The following is a 19,036-nucleotide window of genomic DNA, read 5'->3' as shown; positions in this document are numbered from 1 at the left end:
TATTGGTATTTTTCAGGAGCGGCTTATGTTCAGGCTAATCATTGGCGTGCTGCTTTTTCTGACCCTGTTGCCGGGTGGGGCAGGGGCGGATAGTGCACCGGCTGCTGAGCCGCTGCAAATCGCCTTTATGCCGGATGTGCATTTTCATGATGTTTACGGCGAGTTTCGCGATGGGGCATTTGAGGGCCTACCCAACAGTAAAAGTGGCCGTAAGGCTACCATTCGCAGTATGCGGGCACAGTTACATTCCACCCGGCTGTTTAATGAAAACTACTTTGCCCTGCTGGCGGCCCTTGACGATGTTGCCCGCCGTGGTGTCAAGCTGGTGGCGCTACCGGGGGATTTCAGTGACGACGGCCAGCCCCTGCATATTCGCGGCCTGCGGCGAATTCTGGATAACTATAGTCAAACCTACGGCATGCGTTTTTTTGCCACGCCGGGCAATCACGATCCAGTGCGACCCCTTGACTCACCTGGCGGCGAGCCGGATTTTCTGGGCGCGGGTGGCCATCAGCAGGCCATATTCAGTCGCGGGGCAGACAAGTGTCTGGCTTATCAAGGGACCTGGGCGGTGATCAAGGGCGATAATACGCCTGATACGATTTGTAGCGAGGAAATACGCCATATGGGGTATGGCGGTATTCTTGCCGAGCTTGCCAGTTTTGGTTTTTTCCCGGATAGCAGAGACCTTTACTGGGAATCGCCTTATTCCGATTATCAGACAGATACATACAGTTTCCACCAGGCAAGTCAGCAGGCTGAGTTGGACCAGCGCAATTATGAAATCTGTGCTCAGGGTACAGGCGGGGCCTATAAACAGGCTGGCTACAGCCAATGTCAGCAGGTGGCGGATGCCAGCTATCTGGTTGAACCTGTGCCGGACCTTTGGTTACTGGCCATTGATGCCAATGTGTATGTGCCAAAAGTAGCTAGCGGCGAGTTTGCCGGTTCCGGGAATGCGGGATACAACAAACTGGTCAGCCATAAAACCCAGGTGCTGGATTGGATCCGCTCTGTGGTTAAACGGGCGGCCAGCCAAGGTAAAACCCTGCTGGCTTTCAGCCATTTTCCGATGACGGAATTTTATGACGGCCAGTCACAGGCTATCGCCCAGGTGTTTGGCCGGGAAGCCCTGCAATTGACCAGGCGCCCGACAGACAAGGTGGGGCAGTTATTGGCGGATACCGGCCTGACCCTGCATGTGGGCGGGCATATGCATTTTAACGATACTGGCACAATCAAGGGCTCGCAGGGCAACACCCTGGTCAATATTCAGGCACCGTCACTGGCCGCTTATGTGCCAGCTTACAAACTGCTGACCCTGCACAGCGACAGGCAAGTGGAGGTCGACACTATCGTGCTGAACAAGGTGCCACGTTTTGACGAGTTGTTTGAGCATTATGCCCAGGAATATCAGGTCAGCAGCCACAACGCCCCGCCCTGGGATAAAGGCATTCTAACGGCCAAAAGCTACCGGGAGTTTACCCTCTGGCATTTACAGGAACTGACCCGGCTGCGCTTTTTGCCGGGGGAATGGCCACCGGACTTACGTGAGGCGTTACTGGCTTTCAATGGTTGGCAACTGATGGTGCTCAGTGGCTTTAATGGCGACCGGGAACAGGCTCTTAATGTACTGACGCAAAGTAAAGACTGGCAGTCTGCCGATATCAGCCTGCGCAATAACTGGCCGTATCCGTCTGTGATGCCGGAGGAGCTTAGCCGCTGGACGGGCTTTGAGCTGGCGCTGGATTTTTACCGGTTGCGTAATGCTGGCAGTCTGGCCCTGGCGGACATCCCTGCTAAGCGTATCTTGGCCTATCAATTACTGGCCCAGCGGCTTAACCGTTCTGAGCAGCCTGAGGGTTCGCCGCAATGGGCACTAAAAACCAGGCTAAGCCAACTGCTGGCGATATTCCAGGCCCTGCAGCAAGGGGAGCCGGACAGACATTTCATTGTTAATTTAGATAACGGGCAAGTTATCCAAGGCAATTAAGCATGAATGCTTGTCCCTGACTGGACCTTGGCCCTGGCTGTTCTAAATTAATGATAGGATGGCACCACTGAATCCAGGCAGGGATAATATGACCAACCCCAATCCCCAATTGCACACAGCTAGAATGCTGGTGGAACAAACCGGCGTACATGTGTTTTTAACCGGTAAGGCCGGGACCGGCAAAACCACCTTCCTGCGTGAACTAAAAGCGCATAGTCCTAAACGTATGATGGTTACCGCCCCAACCGGTGTGGCAGCCATTAATGCCGGCGGCGTAACCCTGCATTCGTTTTTCCAGCTCCCCTTCGGGCCCTATATACCTGGTACCAGACAGGCTGAACATAACCGTTTCAGCAAAGAAAAGATCAATATTATCCGCAGCCTGCACTTGCTGGTGATTGACGAGATCAGTATGGTGCGGGCCGATATGCTGGACGCCGTGGATGCGGTGCTAAGGCGTTTTCGTGACCGCAACAAGCCCTTTGGTGGCGTGCAGTTGCTGCTGATTGGCGATTTATACCAGTTGCCGCCGGTGGTGAAAGACAGCGACTGGCAACTGCTGCAACCGCATTATGCCAACCCTTACTTTTTTGCCAGCCAGGCCCTGGCGCAAAGCCAGTGGGTGCAGGTGGAATTGCAGCAGGTCTACCGTCAGTCCGACCCGGCCTTTATCAGTCTGCTGAATCAGGTGCGCAATAACCAGTTGGATGACCAGGCGCTTGACGCCCTGAACCGGCGCTATCAGCCGGATTTTCATGATGACGACTATATAGTGCTGAGCACTCATAATCACAGCGCGGACAAGCTGAATAACAGCAAGCTGGCGGCGCTGCCTGGCGAACTTCAATATTTTGAGGCGCGGGTTAACGGTGAGTACCCTGAGCAAAGCTATCCGGCCGCCGCGCAACTGGCACTGAAAGTTGGCGCTCAGGTGATGTTTATCCGCAATGACCAGGGCGAGCAGCGGCGCTATTTTAACGGCAAGCGCGGGGTGGTCAGCCGTATACAGGCCGACAAGGTATGGGTGCAATGTGCAGACGAGCCAGAACCCATTGAGGTGGAAGCGGCCACCTGGGAAAACATCAAATATGGATTGGACGGCGAACAGCAGATTAGTGAAGATATCATCGGCAGTTTCAGCCAGATCCCGCTGCGCCTGGCCTGGGCGATTACCATTCATAAGAGCCAGGGGCTGACCTTCGATAAGGCCATAATCGACGGTCAGGCGGCCTTTTCCCACGGGCAGATTTATGTGGCGCTAAGCCGTTGTCGCCAATTGGATGGACTAGTGTTGCAAAGCCCGCTGCTCCCTCAGGCCGTGCGTTGTGACGAGCTGATTATTCATTTCAGCCAGCATTGCCCGGCGCCGGATGCTGCCATGCTGGAGCAGGCCAAAGGTGAGTATCAGCAAGGACTGTTGCTGGAGAGTTTTGATTTTAGTGGCTTGGGGTTTGCGCTAAACCGGCTGGAAAGAGAATTGGCGGATGGCGGAGACAGGGTGCAAAGCCATAACAGTGCAGCTTTGCCTGAATTAAAGCTGGCCATCCAGAATAACGTGGTCGCAGTGGCAACGAAATTCCAGCGCCAATTGCACAGCCTGTTTGCTAACGCGCCGTTGCCGGAGCAGGATAGCGCAGTGCAGGAGCGGGTCAGCAAAGCCAGTGGTTATTTCAGTCAGGCCCTGGCTGAACTGATGGCTTGGCGAGCAGCATTTCACTATGCCACCGACAACAAGCAGCTTAACAAGCAGATTAAAAAAGCCCTGGAACGACTGGATAGGGTTTTGGCCGAGAAGCAGGCCATTGTGGCTTGCAGTGCAGCCGGGTTCAATCTGGCCATCTGGTTACAAGCCCTGGCCAAAGCGGGTATTCAGGAAAGTAAAAGCGCTGCGGTGAAAAGCCCCCCGGCAGAGGAACTGAGCATTGATGACCTGGCGCACCCGGCGCTGTTTCAGCGCTTACGGGACTGGCGTAGTGCGCAAGCCGAACATCAGCAGGTGCCCGCTTACCGCATTGCTCATCAGCAAGTGCTGCTGCAAATCGCCAAGCATTTGCCGGGCAGTCGCCAGACGTTATTGAAAGTGCATAAAGTTGGCCCCAGCACGGTGGAAAAATATGGCGAGGATTTACTTAAGCTGGTGGCCGAATACTGCGCTGAGCAGGGCCTGGAGACCGATCCTGCGCCCTTATCCAGCGCCGACACCAGAGTGGCTTTGTCATCCGGCCAGGAAAACAGTGCAGAAGATGCCACCGAAAAGCGCAGCACTCGTGATATTACCCTGGATCTTTACCGACAAGGCTTAAACCTGGCGCAGATTGCCGAGCAGCGCGGCCTGGTGCCTGGTACTGTGGCCAATCACTTATGCCACTTTATTCAGACCGGTGAGATTGAGGTGCAGGAGCTACTGCCAGCAGAACGTATTGAGGCTATTCGCCAAGCCGCCGCTGCTCAACGGGACAATAGCCTGAAGGCCGTCAAAACGGCACTGGGGGATGAGGTTAGCTGGGAGGATATTCGGCTTGCCCTGGCGGCACCTTGAGCGCCGCCACAGACTAGCGGCGATTTATTGTCGAAGTAAATAGGCTTTAGTGATCGATACCGGCTCGGCGAGTATCTGGCCATCTACATAATCATCCTGGCCGGTACTAACGCCTTGTAGAGCATTGATTTTACGCACCACCTCCATGCCGCTGACGACGCGCCCAAAAGCAGCAAAACCCTGACCGTCGGGGTTACGTTTGGCGCCAAAATCCAGGGCCGGCTGGTCACCCACGCAGATAAAAAAATCACTACCACCGCCGGTTCCAGGCGCTGCCCGGGCAATGGACAAGGTGCCATCCAGATGCTTCAGTCCAGTCTGCTCGGTGGTTTCATGGGCAATTGGGGCTCTGCGCTGCGCGCCGTCTTTTAACCCGGCCTGGATCACCGAGATAACCGGCGTGCCGTGGTCATTATCAGGCCTGACCACGCGATGAAAGCCAAGCTGATTGTCGAACAACCCTTGTTCTACGTAGGCCAGAAAATCCCCCGCCGACAGGGGCGCTTTATCCAGATAAAGCTCCACCTGAATGTTGCCCATCGGGGTTTCCAGCAGCACTTGCGGATTGGCCGGTTGTGCATTGGCTGATAGAGCACTGGCGATTAACAAAGTGAGCCAGGTAAAGCGGGTTAGAAACAAAGACCAGAATTTGTTCACGGGGCATCCTTATACTGTTTAGGGCTTATGTAATTAGGGACTTACTTTAGGATCACGTTGTCCAGATGATTGAACAGCTTATCCATGTTTTCAATTTCATCATGGCTGAGTTCGGCAATCAGGCGTCTTTCATACTCAAGGGCAATAGGTACCACTTCCTCGTACAGTGCTTGACCGGATTCAGACAGGGATAAGGAGAAGCGGCGGTTGTCGTTGCTGTCCTGATTTTTTTCCAGTCGCTGCTTTTCCAGCAGCTTTTTCACTGCCCGAGAGACGGCCACTTTGTCCATAGCGGTGCGCTGGACTATTTCAGCAGCAGACAGTGCTGTGCCTTCGCCAAGTACAGCCAGAATGCGCCATTCAGGAATGCTCAGGTCAAAGCGCTGACTGTACTGTGCAGCTAGCGCCTGGGAGATCTTGTTCGACAAAGTAGTCAGCCGATACGGCAGGAAGCGCTGCAACAGCAGTGGAGAGTTTGGTTTACAGGGCAAGTTCGGGCTCCGCCATTGTCAGTGGTTTCATTTGAAACTAATATGCTTTCAACTGAAACAATACTATTGGGTAACAACCTAAGAGGTTGCCCAAAAAGCAGCAAAGTGTAAATAAGGGGATTGAGATGGCGGATTTGTTTGAAAACCCAATGGGCCTGGACGGCTTTGAATTTGTCGAGTTCACCGCGCCGCAAAAAGGTGTGCTGGAACCGGTATTCGAAGCCATGGGCTTCACTAAGGTGGCAAGACACAAATCCAAAGACGTGGAACTGTGGCGCCAGGGTGATATTAACTTTATCACTAACTACGAGCCTAAGAGCCACGCCCACTACTATGCCATCGAGCACGGCCCGTCTGCCTGCGGTATGGCGTTTCGCGTAAAAGATGCGCAAATGGCCTATGCCGCCGCGCTGAAAAAAGGTGCGCAGCCGGTTGAAATCCAAACCGGAGCCATGGAACTGCGTTTGCCTGCCATCAAAGGCATAGGCGGTGCCACTTTATATCTGATTGACCGTTATCAGGAAGGTCAGACCATTTACGATATCGACTTTAACTGGATTGAGGGGGTGGACCGTCATCCTGAAGGTTGTGGCTTCCATACGCTGGACCACCTGACTCACAACGTATATCGCGGCCGTATGCAGTACTGGGCAGATTACTATTCCAATCTGTTCAACTTCCGAGAGATTCGCTACTTCGATATTAAGGGTGAATACACCGGGTTGTTGTCTAAAGCCATGACCGCACCTGATGGCAAAATCCGCATTCCTCTGAATGAAGAAGCCAGTGCCGGTGGCCAGATCGAAGAATTCCTGATGAAGTACAACGGTGAAGGTATTCAGCACATTGCTTTTGCTTGTGATGATTTGCTGGCTTGCTGGGATAAGCTCAAAAAGCAAGGCGTGAAGTTTATGACGGCGCCGCCTGCAACTTACTATCAGATGCTGGAAGAGCGCCTGCCAGGGCATGGTGAGCCGGTAGACCAACTGCAAGCCCGTGGTATCTTGTTGGATGGCACCACCGAAGGCGGCAAACCGCGCCTGTTGCTGCAAATCTTCTCAGAAACCGTGCTGGGCCCGGTGTTCTTTGAGTTTATTCAGCGTAAGGAAGATGAAGGTTTCGGCGAAGGTAACTTTAAGGCATTGTTCGAGTCTATTGAGCGCGACCAGGTTGCCCGTGGTGTGGTTGGTCAGGGTAAATAACCGGCATAAGGATTGATCATGAACATTCAACGTATTCATCATGTGGCATACCGCTGCAAAGACGCCAAGCAAACCGTGGAGTTTTACCGCGACCTGCTGGATATGGAATTTTTGCTGGCCATTGCCGAAAACGAAGTGCCCTCTACTAAAGCGCCAGACCCTTACATGCATGTGTTTTTGGATGCCGGGCAGGGCAATGTACTGGCGTTTTTTGAACTGCCTAACTCGCCTGACATGGACCGCGACCACAATACCCCAGCCTGGGTGCAGCATATTGCTTTTGAAGTGGCGTCCATGGATGAACTACTGGCTGCTAAGGAACGTTTGGAGAATGCCGGTTTGAAGGTGCTGGGCCCCACCGAGCATACCATCTTCAAGTCCATTTACTTCTTTGACCCCAACGGTCACCGCATTGAGCTGGCGGCCAATACCGCCAAGCCCGGTATGCTGGAAGAGCTTAAACGGGTTGCGCCGGCCATGCTGGAGGAATGGGCACAAACTAAAAAGGCCCCCAAGCATGCGGCCTGGCTGCACGGCGAAGGTGAATTTCCCGGAGACAATGCATGAAGCTGGCCAGTCTGAATGCCGGTCGTGACGGCAAATTGGTATTGGTCAGTCGTGATCTGACCCGTATGGTGTCGGTCAGTGATATTGCCCCTACCTTGCAATTTGCCCTGGATAATTGGCGCGAGCTGCATGGTGCCTTACAAGCACGCTATGAGGCCCTGGAAAGCGGTAGCATCAGTGCCGAGCCTTTTAATCAGGCTGACTGCGCCTCGCCCCTGCCGCGCGCTTATCACTGGGCTGATGGTAGTGCTTATGTGAACCACGTAGAGCTGGTGCGTAAGGCCCGTAACGCAGAGATGCCCGAGACCTTCTGGACCGACCCACTGATGTACCAGGGGGGTTCGGATACCTTTTTGGCACCGCGCGCACCGATAGTGATGCCGCAAAGCGAAGGCTTTGGCATCGACTTTGAAGCCGAAATTGCCGTGATTGTTGATGATGTGCCCATGGGCGTATCGCCTGAGCAGGCGCTGTCTTATATTCGCCTGGTAATGCTGGTCAATGACGTGTCGTTGCGTGGCCTGATCCCGGCCGAGCTGGCCAAAGGTTTTGGTTTTTATCAGTCCAAACCTTCCAGTGCCTTCAGCCCGGTTTGCGTCACCTTGGATGAACTGGGCGAAGCCTGGCAGGCCGGTAAACTGCATCTGCCGCTGCTGTCGCATCTAAACGGCGAGCTGTTTGGTAAACCCAATGCCGGTGTGGATATGACCTTCCACTTCGGTCAGTTGATTGCTCATGCAGCCAAAACCCGCCCACTGGTGGCTGGCACTATCATCGGCTCAGGCACGGTATCCAATAAGCTCAACGATGGCCCAGGCAAACCAGTCAAGGAAGGTGGCGTAGGCTATAGCTGTATTGCTGAAATCCGCATGATTGAAACTATTCAACAAGGCAAACCCAGTACGCCCTTTATGGACTTTGGCGACAGTATTCAGATTGAAATGCTGGATAACAACGGCCAGTCGATCTTTGGTCGTATTGAGCAGGTTGTGCAAAAAGCCTGATTGCCACGGTTACCTTGACAAAAGCGCCAATTATTGGCGCTTTTGTCATGGTTTAAAAAAATTATGGTGATCACTTCTTTGGGGGGAGCTACCACCCTATGTTAGTACCAAGACATCCCTATGTCTTTTATGGGCATGCGAATAAACAATTTGACTGGATAACTCCACTGTTTGAGCCTGACTGTGCGGCGGTTTTGCGCTAAAGTGGCAAAATGGTGTCTCTACTCTTCATCCAGCCTTGATTCGTATCCTTCTTCTTGTCTTTCTGTTGGGCTTAAACTGGAGCATTTCCTGCACAGCGCAGGCTTCTGAGCATCCGCATATTTTGTTCATTAATCCCGGCTCTGCTGCGGGTGATCAAACCGGTGTGTTCTGGGCGACAGTGAGTCAGTTTATGCTGGCAGCCGCTGTGGATCTGAATCTGCAATTAAGCATTGAATATGCCGAGCGAGACAGATTGAAGCTGGTGGAATTGATACGCCAGGGGATTGCACGTCGTCCGGATTATTTGCTGCTGGTCAATGAAAATGCGGTATTGGATCAGCATGTTGCGTTACTGGAAAGTGGCGGCATTCCTTACTTTCTGGTTAACAATGATTTTCTGGTGGCACCGAAGCAACCCCATCCCAGGCATTATCTGGGAGCTTTAACTGCCGATTTGTCGGACACCGGCTTTCAAATGGTATCGGCGCTACTTGCTGAAGATAGCCGCAGGCCACTGAAACTGTTGGTCATTAACGGCGATCGGCACTCGTCTTCGTCCAAGGCCCGCACCTTGGGCATGCAGCGAGCCTTACAGCATTATAAAGGGGCAATTCAACTGGTGTATCAGGATTTTGGCAACTGGTCTCAGGATGAGGCGTACCGGCTGGCCAATGCACTCTTCTCCCGTGCGGTGCAGGTGGATGCGGTATGGGCAGCCAATGATCCAATGGCTTTTGGGGCGGCTAAGGCTGCCAACGAAGCTGGTCTGCAGGGCACTATTCGCTATGTTGGGATCAACTGGGACAGCTTACCGGCCAATGTGCCTGCAGACTATATCAGCTTTGGTGGTCACGTGACTCTGGGTAGTTTAGCGCTGGTGATGCTGGACGAACACTTTGCTGGCTTGCGTGAATTAAAGCCAGGCATTCCCACTGTGCTGCCGATTTCTGTGAGCAATCAATCTGCGTCAGCTAAAGCCTTGATTGCTGCTATGCATGCAGGCCATTTCACCGCCCTTGATTACCAAAAACTCAGCCGCCGTTATAGCAATTCGCCGCTTCCTATGACCATTGCCTCGCTGGCCGCAACGCTGAACGAGAAGCGCCAATAAAAAAGAGCCCGGGCGGGCTCTTTTTAAATTCTAACTTAATCAGTAATGTGACCCTTCCAGGTCATTGCCTTGCTGAGGCGCAGGCTTACGAGACAGCTTTTGCCGCACATACCTGAAAGGTTTGCGCATATCTTCCAGAATCATGTACAAACAGGGCACTAACAACAGCGTCACCAAGGTGGCGTACATCACCGCGAAGCCCAGTGCTACAGCCATAGGAATAACAAACCTGGCCTGCAGACTGGTCTCAAACATAATCGGTAGTACACCGGCGAAGGTCGTGATGGAAGTCAGGGTAATGGCCCGGAATCTGGCGCAGCCGGCTTCCAGTACCGCATCTTTGATGCGAATGCCTTCGGCACGGCGCTGGTTGACATAGTCTGTCATGACCAGACTGTCGTTAATCACTACCCCTGCCGCCGCAATCAGGCCGAAGGTGGACATCATGCTCAAATCCAGTCCGAACAGGAAGTGTCCCCAGATAGCGCCGGTCAAGCTGAATGGGATAACCGACATGATAATAATCGGCTGCCCGTAACTTTTCAGCGGCACGGCCAACAAGATGTAGACGATGATCATGCCGGCAATAAAGAACATAACCTGTTCATTTTGCTGGGCCTGCTGTTCGGCTATGCCGCCGCCTAGCTCAGTTTTCACTGACGGGAAGGTGGCTTGCATATCTGGCAGTAAGGTCTCTTCAATGGTTTTGACCACCGCATTGGGCTCGACTTTCTCTTCGTCAATATTGCCCCATACATAGACGCTGCGATAACCCCCTTCACGGCGGATATAGCTGATACCCGGTTGTTCAACCAAAGCTACCACATCACCCAGCATGACTTCCTTGCCGGACGGCGTTTGAATAATGGCGTATTTCAGTTCGGCAAATTGTTCACGGGATAACTTGGGATAACGCACCATAACCCGCACTTCTTCGGTGCCGCGAATAACCCGCTGAGCCTCGCTACCATAAAAACTATCGCCAATCTGATTGGCTATGCTGGTCAGGTTCAGTCCCAGGTCGTAGGCAACGGGCAGCAGTTGTATCTGCACTTCTTTACTAGCCGGGTCTATGGTGGAACTGACATCAAACAGGCCTTCCTGCTCCTGCAACTTGCTGATGAAGTAGCGGCCAGCCTCGTTGAGGGTTTTGATATCTGAACCAAACAACAGGTAACCGAACTCGCCGTCATCACGCCCGCCATTTACGTCGTCCTGAATGGTAAAGGACTTCATGCCGGGAATTTCAGGGATCTTTTCACGCCAGCGGCGTGCCAGCTCAAAGGCCGTGAAATGACGATCTGCTTCATCTACCAGTGGCACTACAATGCGGGCCTCGGTGCGGCCCTGGTTGAAGGCCAGCAGGTCTTTAACCATACCGGAACCATATTCAGCGGTGATTTCTTTCTCCACCTGCCAGATGGCAGCTTCGACAATTTTCAGCGCATCAATAGTGGCTTCATCCGAGACGGTCTCGTTCATTTCAATCTTAATCGCTGGGAAGTCATGCGGTACTTTGGGCGTTGGAACCATGCGTACATGATTAGCAGAGATAAGTGCCCAGCTAATCATCAACATGGCAATAAACGAGAAGAAGGTCAGCCAGCGCCATTCCACACAGCGAGCAACAAAGTTTTTGTAGGTACCGTTTACAAAACCGAAGAAGCGCGTGTTGAAGCGGTCACGCCAGCTACCCTTTTTAATAGGTTTAAAATCGATATGGGCAATATGCGCTGGTAGGATCAGCTTGGACTCGATCAAGCTGAAACTCAGGCACAAGATCACCATAGTGGCGATGATGACAAAGAAGGTACCTTCTGGCCCTTTACTGAACACAAAGGGCGCAAATACTGCAATAGTGGTCAATACCCCGAAGGTCGCAGGCGTGGCAACCCGCTTAGCGCCGCGGATAACATTTTCAACCCCCGGCCCCTTACTTTCTATTTCGGTGTAGGCGCTTTCCCCTATGACTATAGCGTCGTCCACCACTATCCCCAGTACCATAATAAAGGCGAATAGCGACAGGATATTAATGGTGATGCCAAATACCGGCATCATCATCATGGCACCCAGGAAACAGACCGGCAGACCCACCATTACCCAGAACGCTAAACGGAAGCGCAGGAAGATAGTCAGCATCAATGCTACCAGAATTGCCCCTTGCCAGAGGTTATTCAGCATCATGTCCAGACGGGCATTCAGGTAGTAGGTCATATCCACCAGTACCTTCATTTCCACGCCATGGGGCAGGGTTTGATTGCGGTGTTCGATAAAGTCTTTCACTGACTTGGCAACCGGCACCATATTCTGGTCTTTGGTGGCTTTCACCGACATAAAAATGGCGTTTTCGCCCGAGTACTTGAAGTAGTACTCACCCTCGGCCAGCTCATCCTGAATAAAAGCCACGTCCTGCAGCAGTACTTTGTTACCACTTGCGCCTATTTTGACCGGGATATTGCGAAACTCTTCGCCGTTGTAGTATTGGTTTTCCACCCGCACGGCGATGATGCCTGTTTCAGTGCGAATTTGACCGGCAGAAATATTCGCTGAATAGCGGCGGATTGCGGCGGCTACATCATCCAAGGTCAGGTTGTAGCGGCGCAGCATCTCGGGTTTAATTTCAACGGCAATTTCGTCATCCGGGGCATCCAGATTTACCAGCGACACATTGCCCAGTTGCAGCATTTCCCGTTCCATCTGAATGGCTATGCTTTTAAGGTCTTTGAGTGGCAACTCTCCCACCACGGCCATCTCAATCACATCCTGACGGAATTCCTGCTGCGATACCGTCACAGGTTCCATACCGGCCGGGAAAGTGGCGATGCTGTCTACGCGTAGTTTGACCTTATCCAACACATCGGTAATGTCTTCCTTAGTGTGGATTTCCAGGGTAATTCGGCCGTTGTTCCTGAATGCGCGTGAAACCAGGCGCTTAATCTCGGTCACATCTTTGAGTGACTCCTCAATTTTAATCAATATGCCTTCTTCAATTTCCTGAGGTGAGGCGCCGCGGTAAGTGGCGTTGATATTGATGTAATTGATTTCGATGTTTGGGAACATCTGGCGCTGGATAGTGAAATAGCTGACCAAACCCATAATGATGATAAACCACATCATCAGGTTGGCAGCTACCGTATTGCGGGCAAAATAGGCAATCAGGCCCTGTTCTTGAGGTGCTGTACTGGACATGATGCTTCCTTAATCGTTCGCCTGCGCAACCAGACCACTATCCTCGGTGCCTGTGTTGGTTTGTTTGCTCTGCTCACCGGCGATTTTCACTTTCATGCCGTTTTGTGGATACTCAGGCAGGGTCATAACCACCCGTTCGCCGGCATTCAGACCATTCTCCACCAGGAAAAACTGCGCCTCTTCTCGCAAGACTTTCACGGTGCGGGATTCTAATTCGTTGTCTTTGTTTACCACCCAAACTTTGCGGTTAGTGACCAGTTCCTGAGGCAGGCGGAAAATATCCTGCAGGGTTGAACCTTTGAGACTGACTTCCACATAAGTGCCGAATTTGAAGGCTGGCGCGTCGGTGTTCAGGCTATATGGGTCATTAATCCTTGCCACCACCTGACTCATACGAGTGTCCTGATCAACAATACCAAGATCGCGTTCAACTGTGCCGGTACGGGTCACAGTAATAGCGCCACGGCTGCTGATTTGCGCTGTACTGCCTTGTAAATCGGCAGGCAGGAACAAGGCATCAAAACCTGCAATGGGCAGGTTGATTTCAGCGGTTTCAATATTGTAGAGCAAACCAACTTCGTTGCCCTGATGCACATATTGCCCTGTACCCAGGTTGCGAGACACAACTAGCGCATCATAAGGGGCGCGGACGTCGGTGTAAGACAGGTTGCGCTGGGCGATCTTTAATTGCGCCTCGGCAGATTTAACCGCGGCCTCGGCACTCAGCACCTGCGGCTTTCGTAAGTACAAGTCGGTGATGCGGGCGGCCGGCATGGTTTTGGCTTCGCGTTTGGCGACTTCAGCTTTGGCACGCTCTTCGATTAACTGTGCATTAGCCTGACTCAGGTTGGCTTCAGCCTGTAACAAGGCGGCCTGATATTGTTGCTTGTCGATGCTAAACAGCAAGGTACCACGCTTTACCACGCCGCCAGGCACAAAGTCCTCATGCCAGCCAATGACTTCTCCAGACACCATTGCTGCTAACTGAGTTTTTTCCAAAGGTCTCACTTCACCAAAGCTGTTAATCGCTACCTGATAGTCTTCGGTACGCAGCACTTCAACCTTAACGGTGGGGCGCGAATCAATCTCTTGCTTGTCTTCTTTATCTTCGGCGGTGGCTTTGATGGCTGCCATACCCACAAATCCGATACCCAGCGCGAGTACCGGAAGTGCGATCTTTATCCAAACTTTGTTCATTGGCTGTGCGTCTGCTTTGGTGTCTTAAAGTGCCTATGATAACCAAGCTTTGCAACAAAGGCGTAAGGCAATTGTAAATTTCTGTTAGTAGAAATGCTTTTTTAATACCCATGTACGCTCTGTTAGAATAAGGCAAGGTCCTTTTTATCCCGTAGAGCTGCACATGGCGGATATACAAGCAAACAATCCCTTACATGGCGTTACTCTTGAACAGATGTTAATCCGCCTTGAAAAAGAGTTAGGCTGGGAGCAAATGGGCAAGGCGGTAGAGATACGCTGTTTCACCCATGATCCCTCGGTAAAATCGAGTCTTAAATTCTTGCGGCGCACCCCATGGGCCAGGGAAAAGGTTGAGCGGCTTTACCTCAATGCTTTCCATGTGTGGGGCCGTGCAGCGGCCCGCACATCAGAGGATTAGTCTTCAGAAGTGATAGGTAGCGCCTACTCGCAGGGTGCGGGGTTCTATGGGGTGGTAGTGTACATCTTCAATGCCCTCTTGTGCTTCACCCGGCAAGCGTGACTCATACAAGTAGTCAATATCGTGGTCGTTACTGTCCAACAGATTCAGGGCTTCGAGTCTGAACTGCCAGGATGGCAGACGGTAACTTACCGACAGATTAACTACCGTCAGCGGTGAAGAACGCTGTTCGCCATGACTATCCAGCATACGTTTACCGAAGTGGCGAACCCGCAGGCTGCTTTGCCACTGTTCGCTGAGCTGCCAGTTTAAGCCTGCGCTGGCTACCATAGGTAAAGATCCGTCGATACGATTACCTTCGCCTTCCTCCTCGCCACGGAAGCGGGAGTGGGTCAAGGCCAGCTCAAGATCCGCGCTTAAGGTCTCGGCTAACCAGTAATAGGCGGCAAGTTCCAGCCCGTAGCGACGTGAGCCGCGGCTGGCTTCGGTATTCCCGGCATCACCGACAAACAGCAGTTCTGAGTCCAGATTCAAACTCCAAAGTGCCATTGACAGGTTGAGGCGGCGACTGTCGAAGTAACGCAGTCCCACCTCCATACCTTCGCCGCGCACCAGCAAATCCACTGGGCTGGCGGCTTCCCCTGTTACCGGATCAACAGAAATGGTGGCACCGCGGGCATCATTGGAATGAAATGACTGACCGGCGTTGGCATAGGCTTCCAGACTGGGTGTCAGGCTATAGGTGAGGCTGGCGTTAAAGCTGACTAAATCATCATTGGCATTGCCGCTGTTATCAGTCAAATCACTGTCTACAGATACATCAAAATAGTCGTAGCGTACACCGCTGCTTAAGGTCAGGCGGCTGCTTAACAGTAGCTCAGACTGCCAATACAACGAGCTGGATGTTTCTTGCACGGCATCCACCCTGACTGGGCTTATCACTTGCCTGGCGCGGGTGTTATACAAGGCCACTTCTCCAATATCATCATGGCGAAGCTGAGCACCAAATTCATGCGCCCATTCTTTGCCAAACAAATTGCTATACGCGTGGCGATTGATTTCTCCGCCCCAGATGCGGCGCTGATCAACTTGTTTGAATTGGTCGCCCTGCACCGGATCATTAAGGAAGTAGGTAAAGTTGGAATACAAGTCCAGATTTGATTCGATGGCATAGGCGCTGAGGCTCCATTCGCCGACCAGCCAGTTAACCGACAGGCTGTAGCGGTCAGACTCGCCTCCTAACGTGGTATCCAACGAGCCTAATTCATCAATCAGACCTTGCTCGACAGCGCGCTGCGGGATTTGGTCGGCTGAATTCCATTGGTTGTCATATGCCATGAAAGTCAGGCTGAGCTGACCATTTTCAGTCGGGCGATGGTAACTAACTAGGCCGTTGAACTTCTTAATGTCTTCTTCAACATCCGTCCAGGGGCCATCATAACGAGTGGCTTCCACCCCTAAGTTGAGAACGGCATTGTCTATCTTCAGACTTTTCGCAGCCAGGGTGCGCCAGTAATTATCCTGGCCCATTTGCAGGGATAGCATGCTGGGTAATTGCGGCGTCATAAAGAAACTGGCAGAACCGGCGGTAGCAAAGTCGCCCTGGGTTGCGTGGTAAGCCCCTTTGCGATATTGAATATTGCCAACGAATTCCGGCACGATAAAGTTCAGGTCGGTATAGGCCTGGCCGTGGCCATGGGTGCGCATGTTAACCGGCATACCATCCACACGGGTTTGAAAGTCCGTACCATGGTCAAGGTTAAAACCTCGCAGGAAGTACTGATTGGCTTTACCTGAACCACTATGCTGAGTGACCACCATACCAGGCACCAACTCCAGCATTTCACCTGTTCTGAGTAGCGGGCGCTGAGCAATTTCACCCTGACCAATAATGCCTTCAGAAGCGGATATCGCCTGACCTACCAGACGGGTCTGATGGCCATGCACGGCTATGTGCTCATAGTCCAGGCCATGGGCTAAAACACTGAGGCTGAAAAAATAGCTGAAAGGTAGGAGGAGAGACTTGTGATCCGGCATCTGATATTCCCTGGCTGGTAGACGGCGGCGATTCTGACACAAGTTGATAAACGGGTCTGCGCTAATGAGGCAGACAGCGGGGCTTAGCCGATTAGTGCCCAATAACGGTCAGATGAAAATCCCTTGTGGTATTTACATTCTCGCTTAGGCTTTCCGTCCTTTTACTGACAATAGTGTAACACACTGTTTTTGTTGGAAAATTGTAACCTTGGTTAATGCTATTAACAAATGGCATAAGGTTATTCGTTTAGGTTATGGGTGTTGCTGTTTTTACTATGTTGAAGCGTGAAAATTGTGCGCCCTGGTGAATCTTTGTACGTTACACTGCGCGCCTCTCGGACATGGCCATGGACAGCTGCGCAAGGTTCTGAAATTTCAATAATTTCAGGCGTTGAACTGTGCCGTGCAAGTGCTGGGGCGGCTTGCGATAGGCTATCGAGCAGAGGGAGAGCTCTGCGTCTGGGATAGCGTGATAATAGATCTATTGCAAGGCGACGTAGTAAATGACAATAAGACAAAAGCTGTACACTGCACTGTTTTCCCTGACCTTTGTGATGCTGTTACTGGGCATCATTTCCTATCTGATGTTGGGCCGACTGGAAGGGCAAATTCAGATTCTGACCGGCCTGTCCAACGCCAATACCCAACTTTATCAAGCCAGGCTGTCGCAAGCCGATTATATGATTACAGAATTACCTAAATATCATGACGGTGTTTTGGGGTATCTGGATCAGGCTAATGCCAGTCTCGAGCCTGTTCTGGCCAATATGCAGGCACCGGAACGCCTTCGTCAGGCACAGTCTATTCGTAGTAATATTGCGGACTACAGAAGTGCCTTCAAAGACTTTACGCAAGCGCAGTCTGACAATATCAGAAGTCGCGAGTCATTCGACGGTGCTGCGCGTGCTGTCTCCACGGATATTGATGCAGTACTCTCTGCTATCGAGAGTTACTTTTCTTCCCATCAGACCGACTTCGCCGAGTTCAATCGTTATCGTACCGCCAAGCATTTTAAAGACAGTTTTAATTTGGTTAGAGTGGAAATCCGTAAATACAACAGTAAGCCAACGGCTCAGTTAGCAGACAACATTCTGAGCGAAATCGAAGGTCTGAGTAAGCAAGTATTGCATATGAAAAGTATTATGCTTTCGGACCAAACTCAGACTCACCTTGGTAAACTAAACGACAGTCTTACTCAGTATCGTAGCCTGTTTGTTGCGATGCGTGATGCCAGCATAGGTGTTGAAAGCGCGTTTTCTCACATGCTGAGTGAAGGTGAAGAAGCATCAACCATGGCGACTAAACTCATTGGTGAGGAACTGGTGGTTGAGTCCGATGTGCGCACCCAGGTAAAAGCAGTAACCTTTATTGCCGTGGCACTGGCCATGTTGCTAAGTGCCGTGCTGGGGGTGTGGTTGGTACGCAGTATTATGAATCCGCTTAATCAATCCATTGCGTTCGCAAAGGAAATTGCTGAGGGTAATTTAACCAGCAATATCAATATCATCAATAATGACGAGTTTGGCGAACTGAATACCGCCATGAATCAGTCGGCAGCCTCACTACGCGACATCGTAGGCCAGATCCAGCAGGTGACAGGGGTATTGAATGACTCTAGTAATTCTGTGATGGCGGCAGTCGAACAGTCCAACCGTTCAGTACAAACCCAGCAAATGGAAACCGATATGCTGGCCACGGCATTAAATGAAATGGCCGCAGCCACCTTGCAGATTGCGCAAAATGCATCACAGGCACATCAGGAAAGTGTCAATGCCGAAGAGCAGGCAAAAAATGGTGAGCAGGTGGTGCGCCTGACCATCAACGCCATGCAAGAGCTGGCTATGGATATGCAATCAGCCACCCAAGTGGTGAATAAGCTGGACGGTGATGCGGCGAATATCTCCAGTATTCTGGGCGTGATCCGTGGCATTGCCGACCAAACTAACCTGTTAGCGCTCAATGCTGCCATTGAAGCGGCGCGAGCTGGAGAGCAGGGTCGGGGCTTCTCTGTGGTGGCCGATGAAGTGCGCACGCTGGCACAGAAAACCCAGGATTCTATTGCTGAAATTACTACTATCATTGAGGTTATTCAGCAAGGCGCAGCCAATGTAGTTAACGTTATTGGCCAGTCAACGGACAAGACGAATAATGTTGTCAACCTGACCAATGAGTCCAGTGATGCCTATGGCAGCATTGTGGCCGCCATTAACAGTATCTCTGAGATGAACACTCAGGTGTCGGTGGGGGCTGAAGAGCAAAGCTCAGTGGTTGAGGAAGTAAACGGCAATATTATGCAGATCAAAAATATGTCTGATCAGAATGCCGAGGGCTTAAACGAGATCCAACAGCAGATCCGTGAACAGGTTGAGCGCAGCGGTCAGATGGAAAAGCTGGTGGGCTTTTTCAGAGTCTGAGGATAAAAAGGGG

At 51.8% G+C, this 19,036-nt stretch carries 13 protein-coding genes; 8 read left to right on the top strand and 5 right to left on the bottom strand.

The genetic code is table 11. From position 1 onward, the window contains the following. Positions 1 to 25 precede the first annotated feature (25 nt). Both J0A65_RS17905 and J0A65_RS27730 read left to right on the top strand, forming a co-directional pair. Entirely contained in the window at positions 26 to 1,993 is a 1,968-nt protein-coding gene (locus J0A65_RS17905; protein ID WP_206595717.1) for a metallophosphoesterase, read from the top strand. 88 nt (positions 1,994 to 2,081) lie between these two features. After that, positions 2,082 to 4,532 carry a helix-turn-helix domain-containing protein gene (locus tag J0A65_RS27730; protein WP_206595716.1) on the top strand — a complete coding sequence of 817 codons (2,451 nt, stop codon included), beginning with the start codon at positions 2,082 to 2,084 and terminating at the stop codon, positions 4,530 to 4,532. A 24-nt stretch (positions 4,533 to 4,556) separates the two neighbouring features. Here J0A65_RS27730 and J0A65_RS17895 read toward each other — a convergent pair whose 3' ends face one another. After that, positions 4,557 to 5,189 carry a peptidylprolyl isomerase gene (locus J0A65_RS17895; protein WP_206595715.1) on the bottom strand — a complete coding sequence of 211 codons (633 nt, stop codon included), beginning with the start codon at positions 5,187 to 5,189 and terminating at the stop codon, positions 4,557 to 4,559. 41 nt (positions 5,190 to 5,230) lie between these two features. Then, positions 5,231 to 5,680, bottom strand: a complete 450-nt coding sequence (locus J0A65_RS17890; RefSeq protein ID WP_206595714.1) for a MarR family winged helix-turn-helix transcriptional regulator — start codon at positions 5,678 to 5,680, stop codon at positions 5,231 to 5,233. Between the two features lie 125 nt (positions 5,681 to 5,805). On the opposite strand from J0A65_RS17890, the gene hppD reads away from it, so the two are divergent. The 4 genes from hppD (at position 5,806) to J0A65_RS17870 (ending at position 9,768) form a co-directional block, all read left to right on the top strand. Further along, positions 5,806 to 6,882: a 4-hydroxyphenylpyruvate dioxygenase gene (hppD, locus tag J0A65_RS17885; protein WP_206595713.1), complete on the top strand. Its 1,077-nt coding sequence runs from the start codon at positions 5,806 to 5,808 to the stop codon at positions 6,880 to 6,882. An 18-nt stretch (positions 6,883 to 6,900) separates the two neighbouring features. Then, positions 6,901 to 7,449 carry a VOC family protein gene (locus tag J0A65_RS17880; protein ID WP_206595712.1) on the top strand — a complete coding sequence of 183 codons (549 nt, stop codon included), beginning with the start codon at positions 6,901 to 6,903 and terminating at the stop codon, positions 7,447 to 7,449. Beyond that, on the top strand, positions 7,446 to 8,453 hold the full coding sequence (locus J0A65_RS17875; protein ID WP_206595711.1) for a fumarylacetoacetate hydrolase family protein: 1,008 nt from the start codon (positions 7,446 to 7,448) through the stop codon (positions 8,451 to 8,453). Before J0A65_RS17880 ends, J0A65_RS17875 begins: the two co-directional genes overlap by 4 nt. Before the next feature lie 325 nt (positions 8,454 to 8,778). Next, positions 8,779 to 9,768, top strand: coding sequence for a substrate-binding domain-containing protein (locus J0A65_RS17870; RefSeq protein ID WP_206595710.1), 990 nt, complete (start codon positions 8,779 to 8,781; stop codon positions 9,766 to 9,768). 39 nt (positions 9,769 to 9,807) lie between these two features. Here the strand turns inward: J0A65_RS17870 and J0A65_RS17865 are convergent, their stop codons facing one another. Together J0A65_RS17865 and J0A65_RS17860 are read right to left on the bottom strand one after the other, a co-directional pair. Next, positions 9,808 to 12,957 (bottom strand): efflux RND transporter permease subunit, encoded by a 3,150-nt coding sequence (locus tag J0A65_RS17865; RefSeq protein ID WP_206595709.1) that lies wholly within the window; start codon positions 12,955 to 12,957, stop codon positions 9,808 to 9,810. A gap of 9 nt (positions 12,958 to 12,966) precedes the next feature. Then, on the bottom strand, positions 12,967 to 14,154 hold the full coding sequence (locus J0A65_RS17860; RefSeq protein WP_206595708.1) for an efflux RND transporter periplasmic adaptor subunit: 1,188 nt from the start codon (positions 14,152 to 14,154) through the stop codon (positions 12,967 to 12,969). Between the two features lie 163 nt (positions 14,155 to 14,317). Here J0A65_RS17860 and J0A65_RS17855 point away from each other — a divergent pair, with 163 nt between their 5' ends. Then, positions 14,318 to 14,572 carry a VF530 family protein gene (locus J0A65_RS17855; protein WP_206595707.1) on the top strand — a complete coding sequence of 85 codons (255 nt, stop codon included), beginning with the start codon at positions 14,318 to 14,320 and terminating at the stop codon, positions 14,570 to 14,572. Positions 14,573 to 14,575: 3 nt separating this feature from the next. Here the strand turns inward: J0A65_RS17855 and J0A65_RS17850 are convergent, their stop codons facing one another. Next, positions 14,576 to 16,609 (bottom strand): TonB-dependent receptor, encoded by a 2,034-nt coding sequence (locus J0A65_RS17850; protein ID WP_206595706.1) that lies wholly within the window; start codon positions 16,607 to 16,609, stop codon positions 14,576 to 14,578. Between the two features lie 503 nt (positions 16,610 to 17,112). Between J0A65_RS17850 and J0A65_RS17845 the strand changes: the two genes are divergently transcribed. Continuing rightward, positions 17,113 to 19,023 carry a methyl-accepting chemotaxis protein gene (locus tag J0A65_RS17845; protein WP_206595705.1) on the top strand — a complete coding sequence of 637 codons (1,911 nt, stop codon included), beginning with the start codon at positions 17,113 to 17,115 and terminating at the stop codon, positions 19,021 to 19,023. Positions 19,024 to 19,036: the final 13 nt, after the last annotated feature.

It is taken from the genome of Bowmanella yangjiangensis (genome assembly GCF_017255015.1).
GTDB lineage: Bacteria > Pseudomonadota > Gammaproteobacteria > Enterobacterales > Alteromonadaceae > Bowmanella > Bowmanella yangjiangensis.
This window is presented reverse-complemented; position numbering and strand designations above follow the sequence as displayed.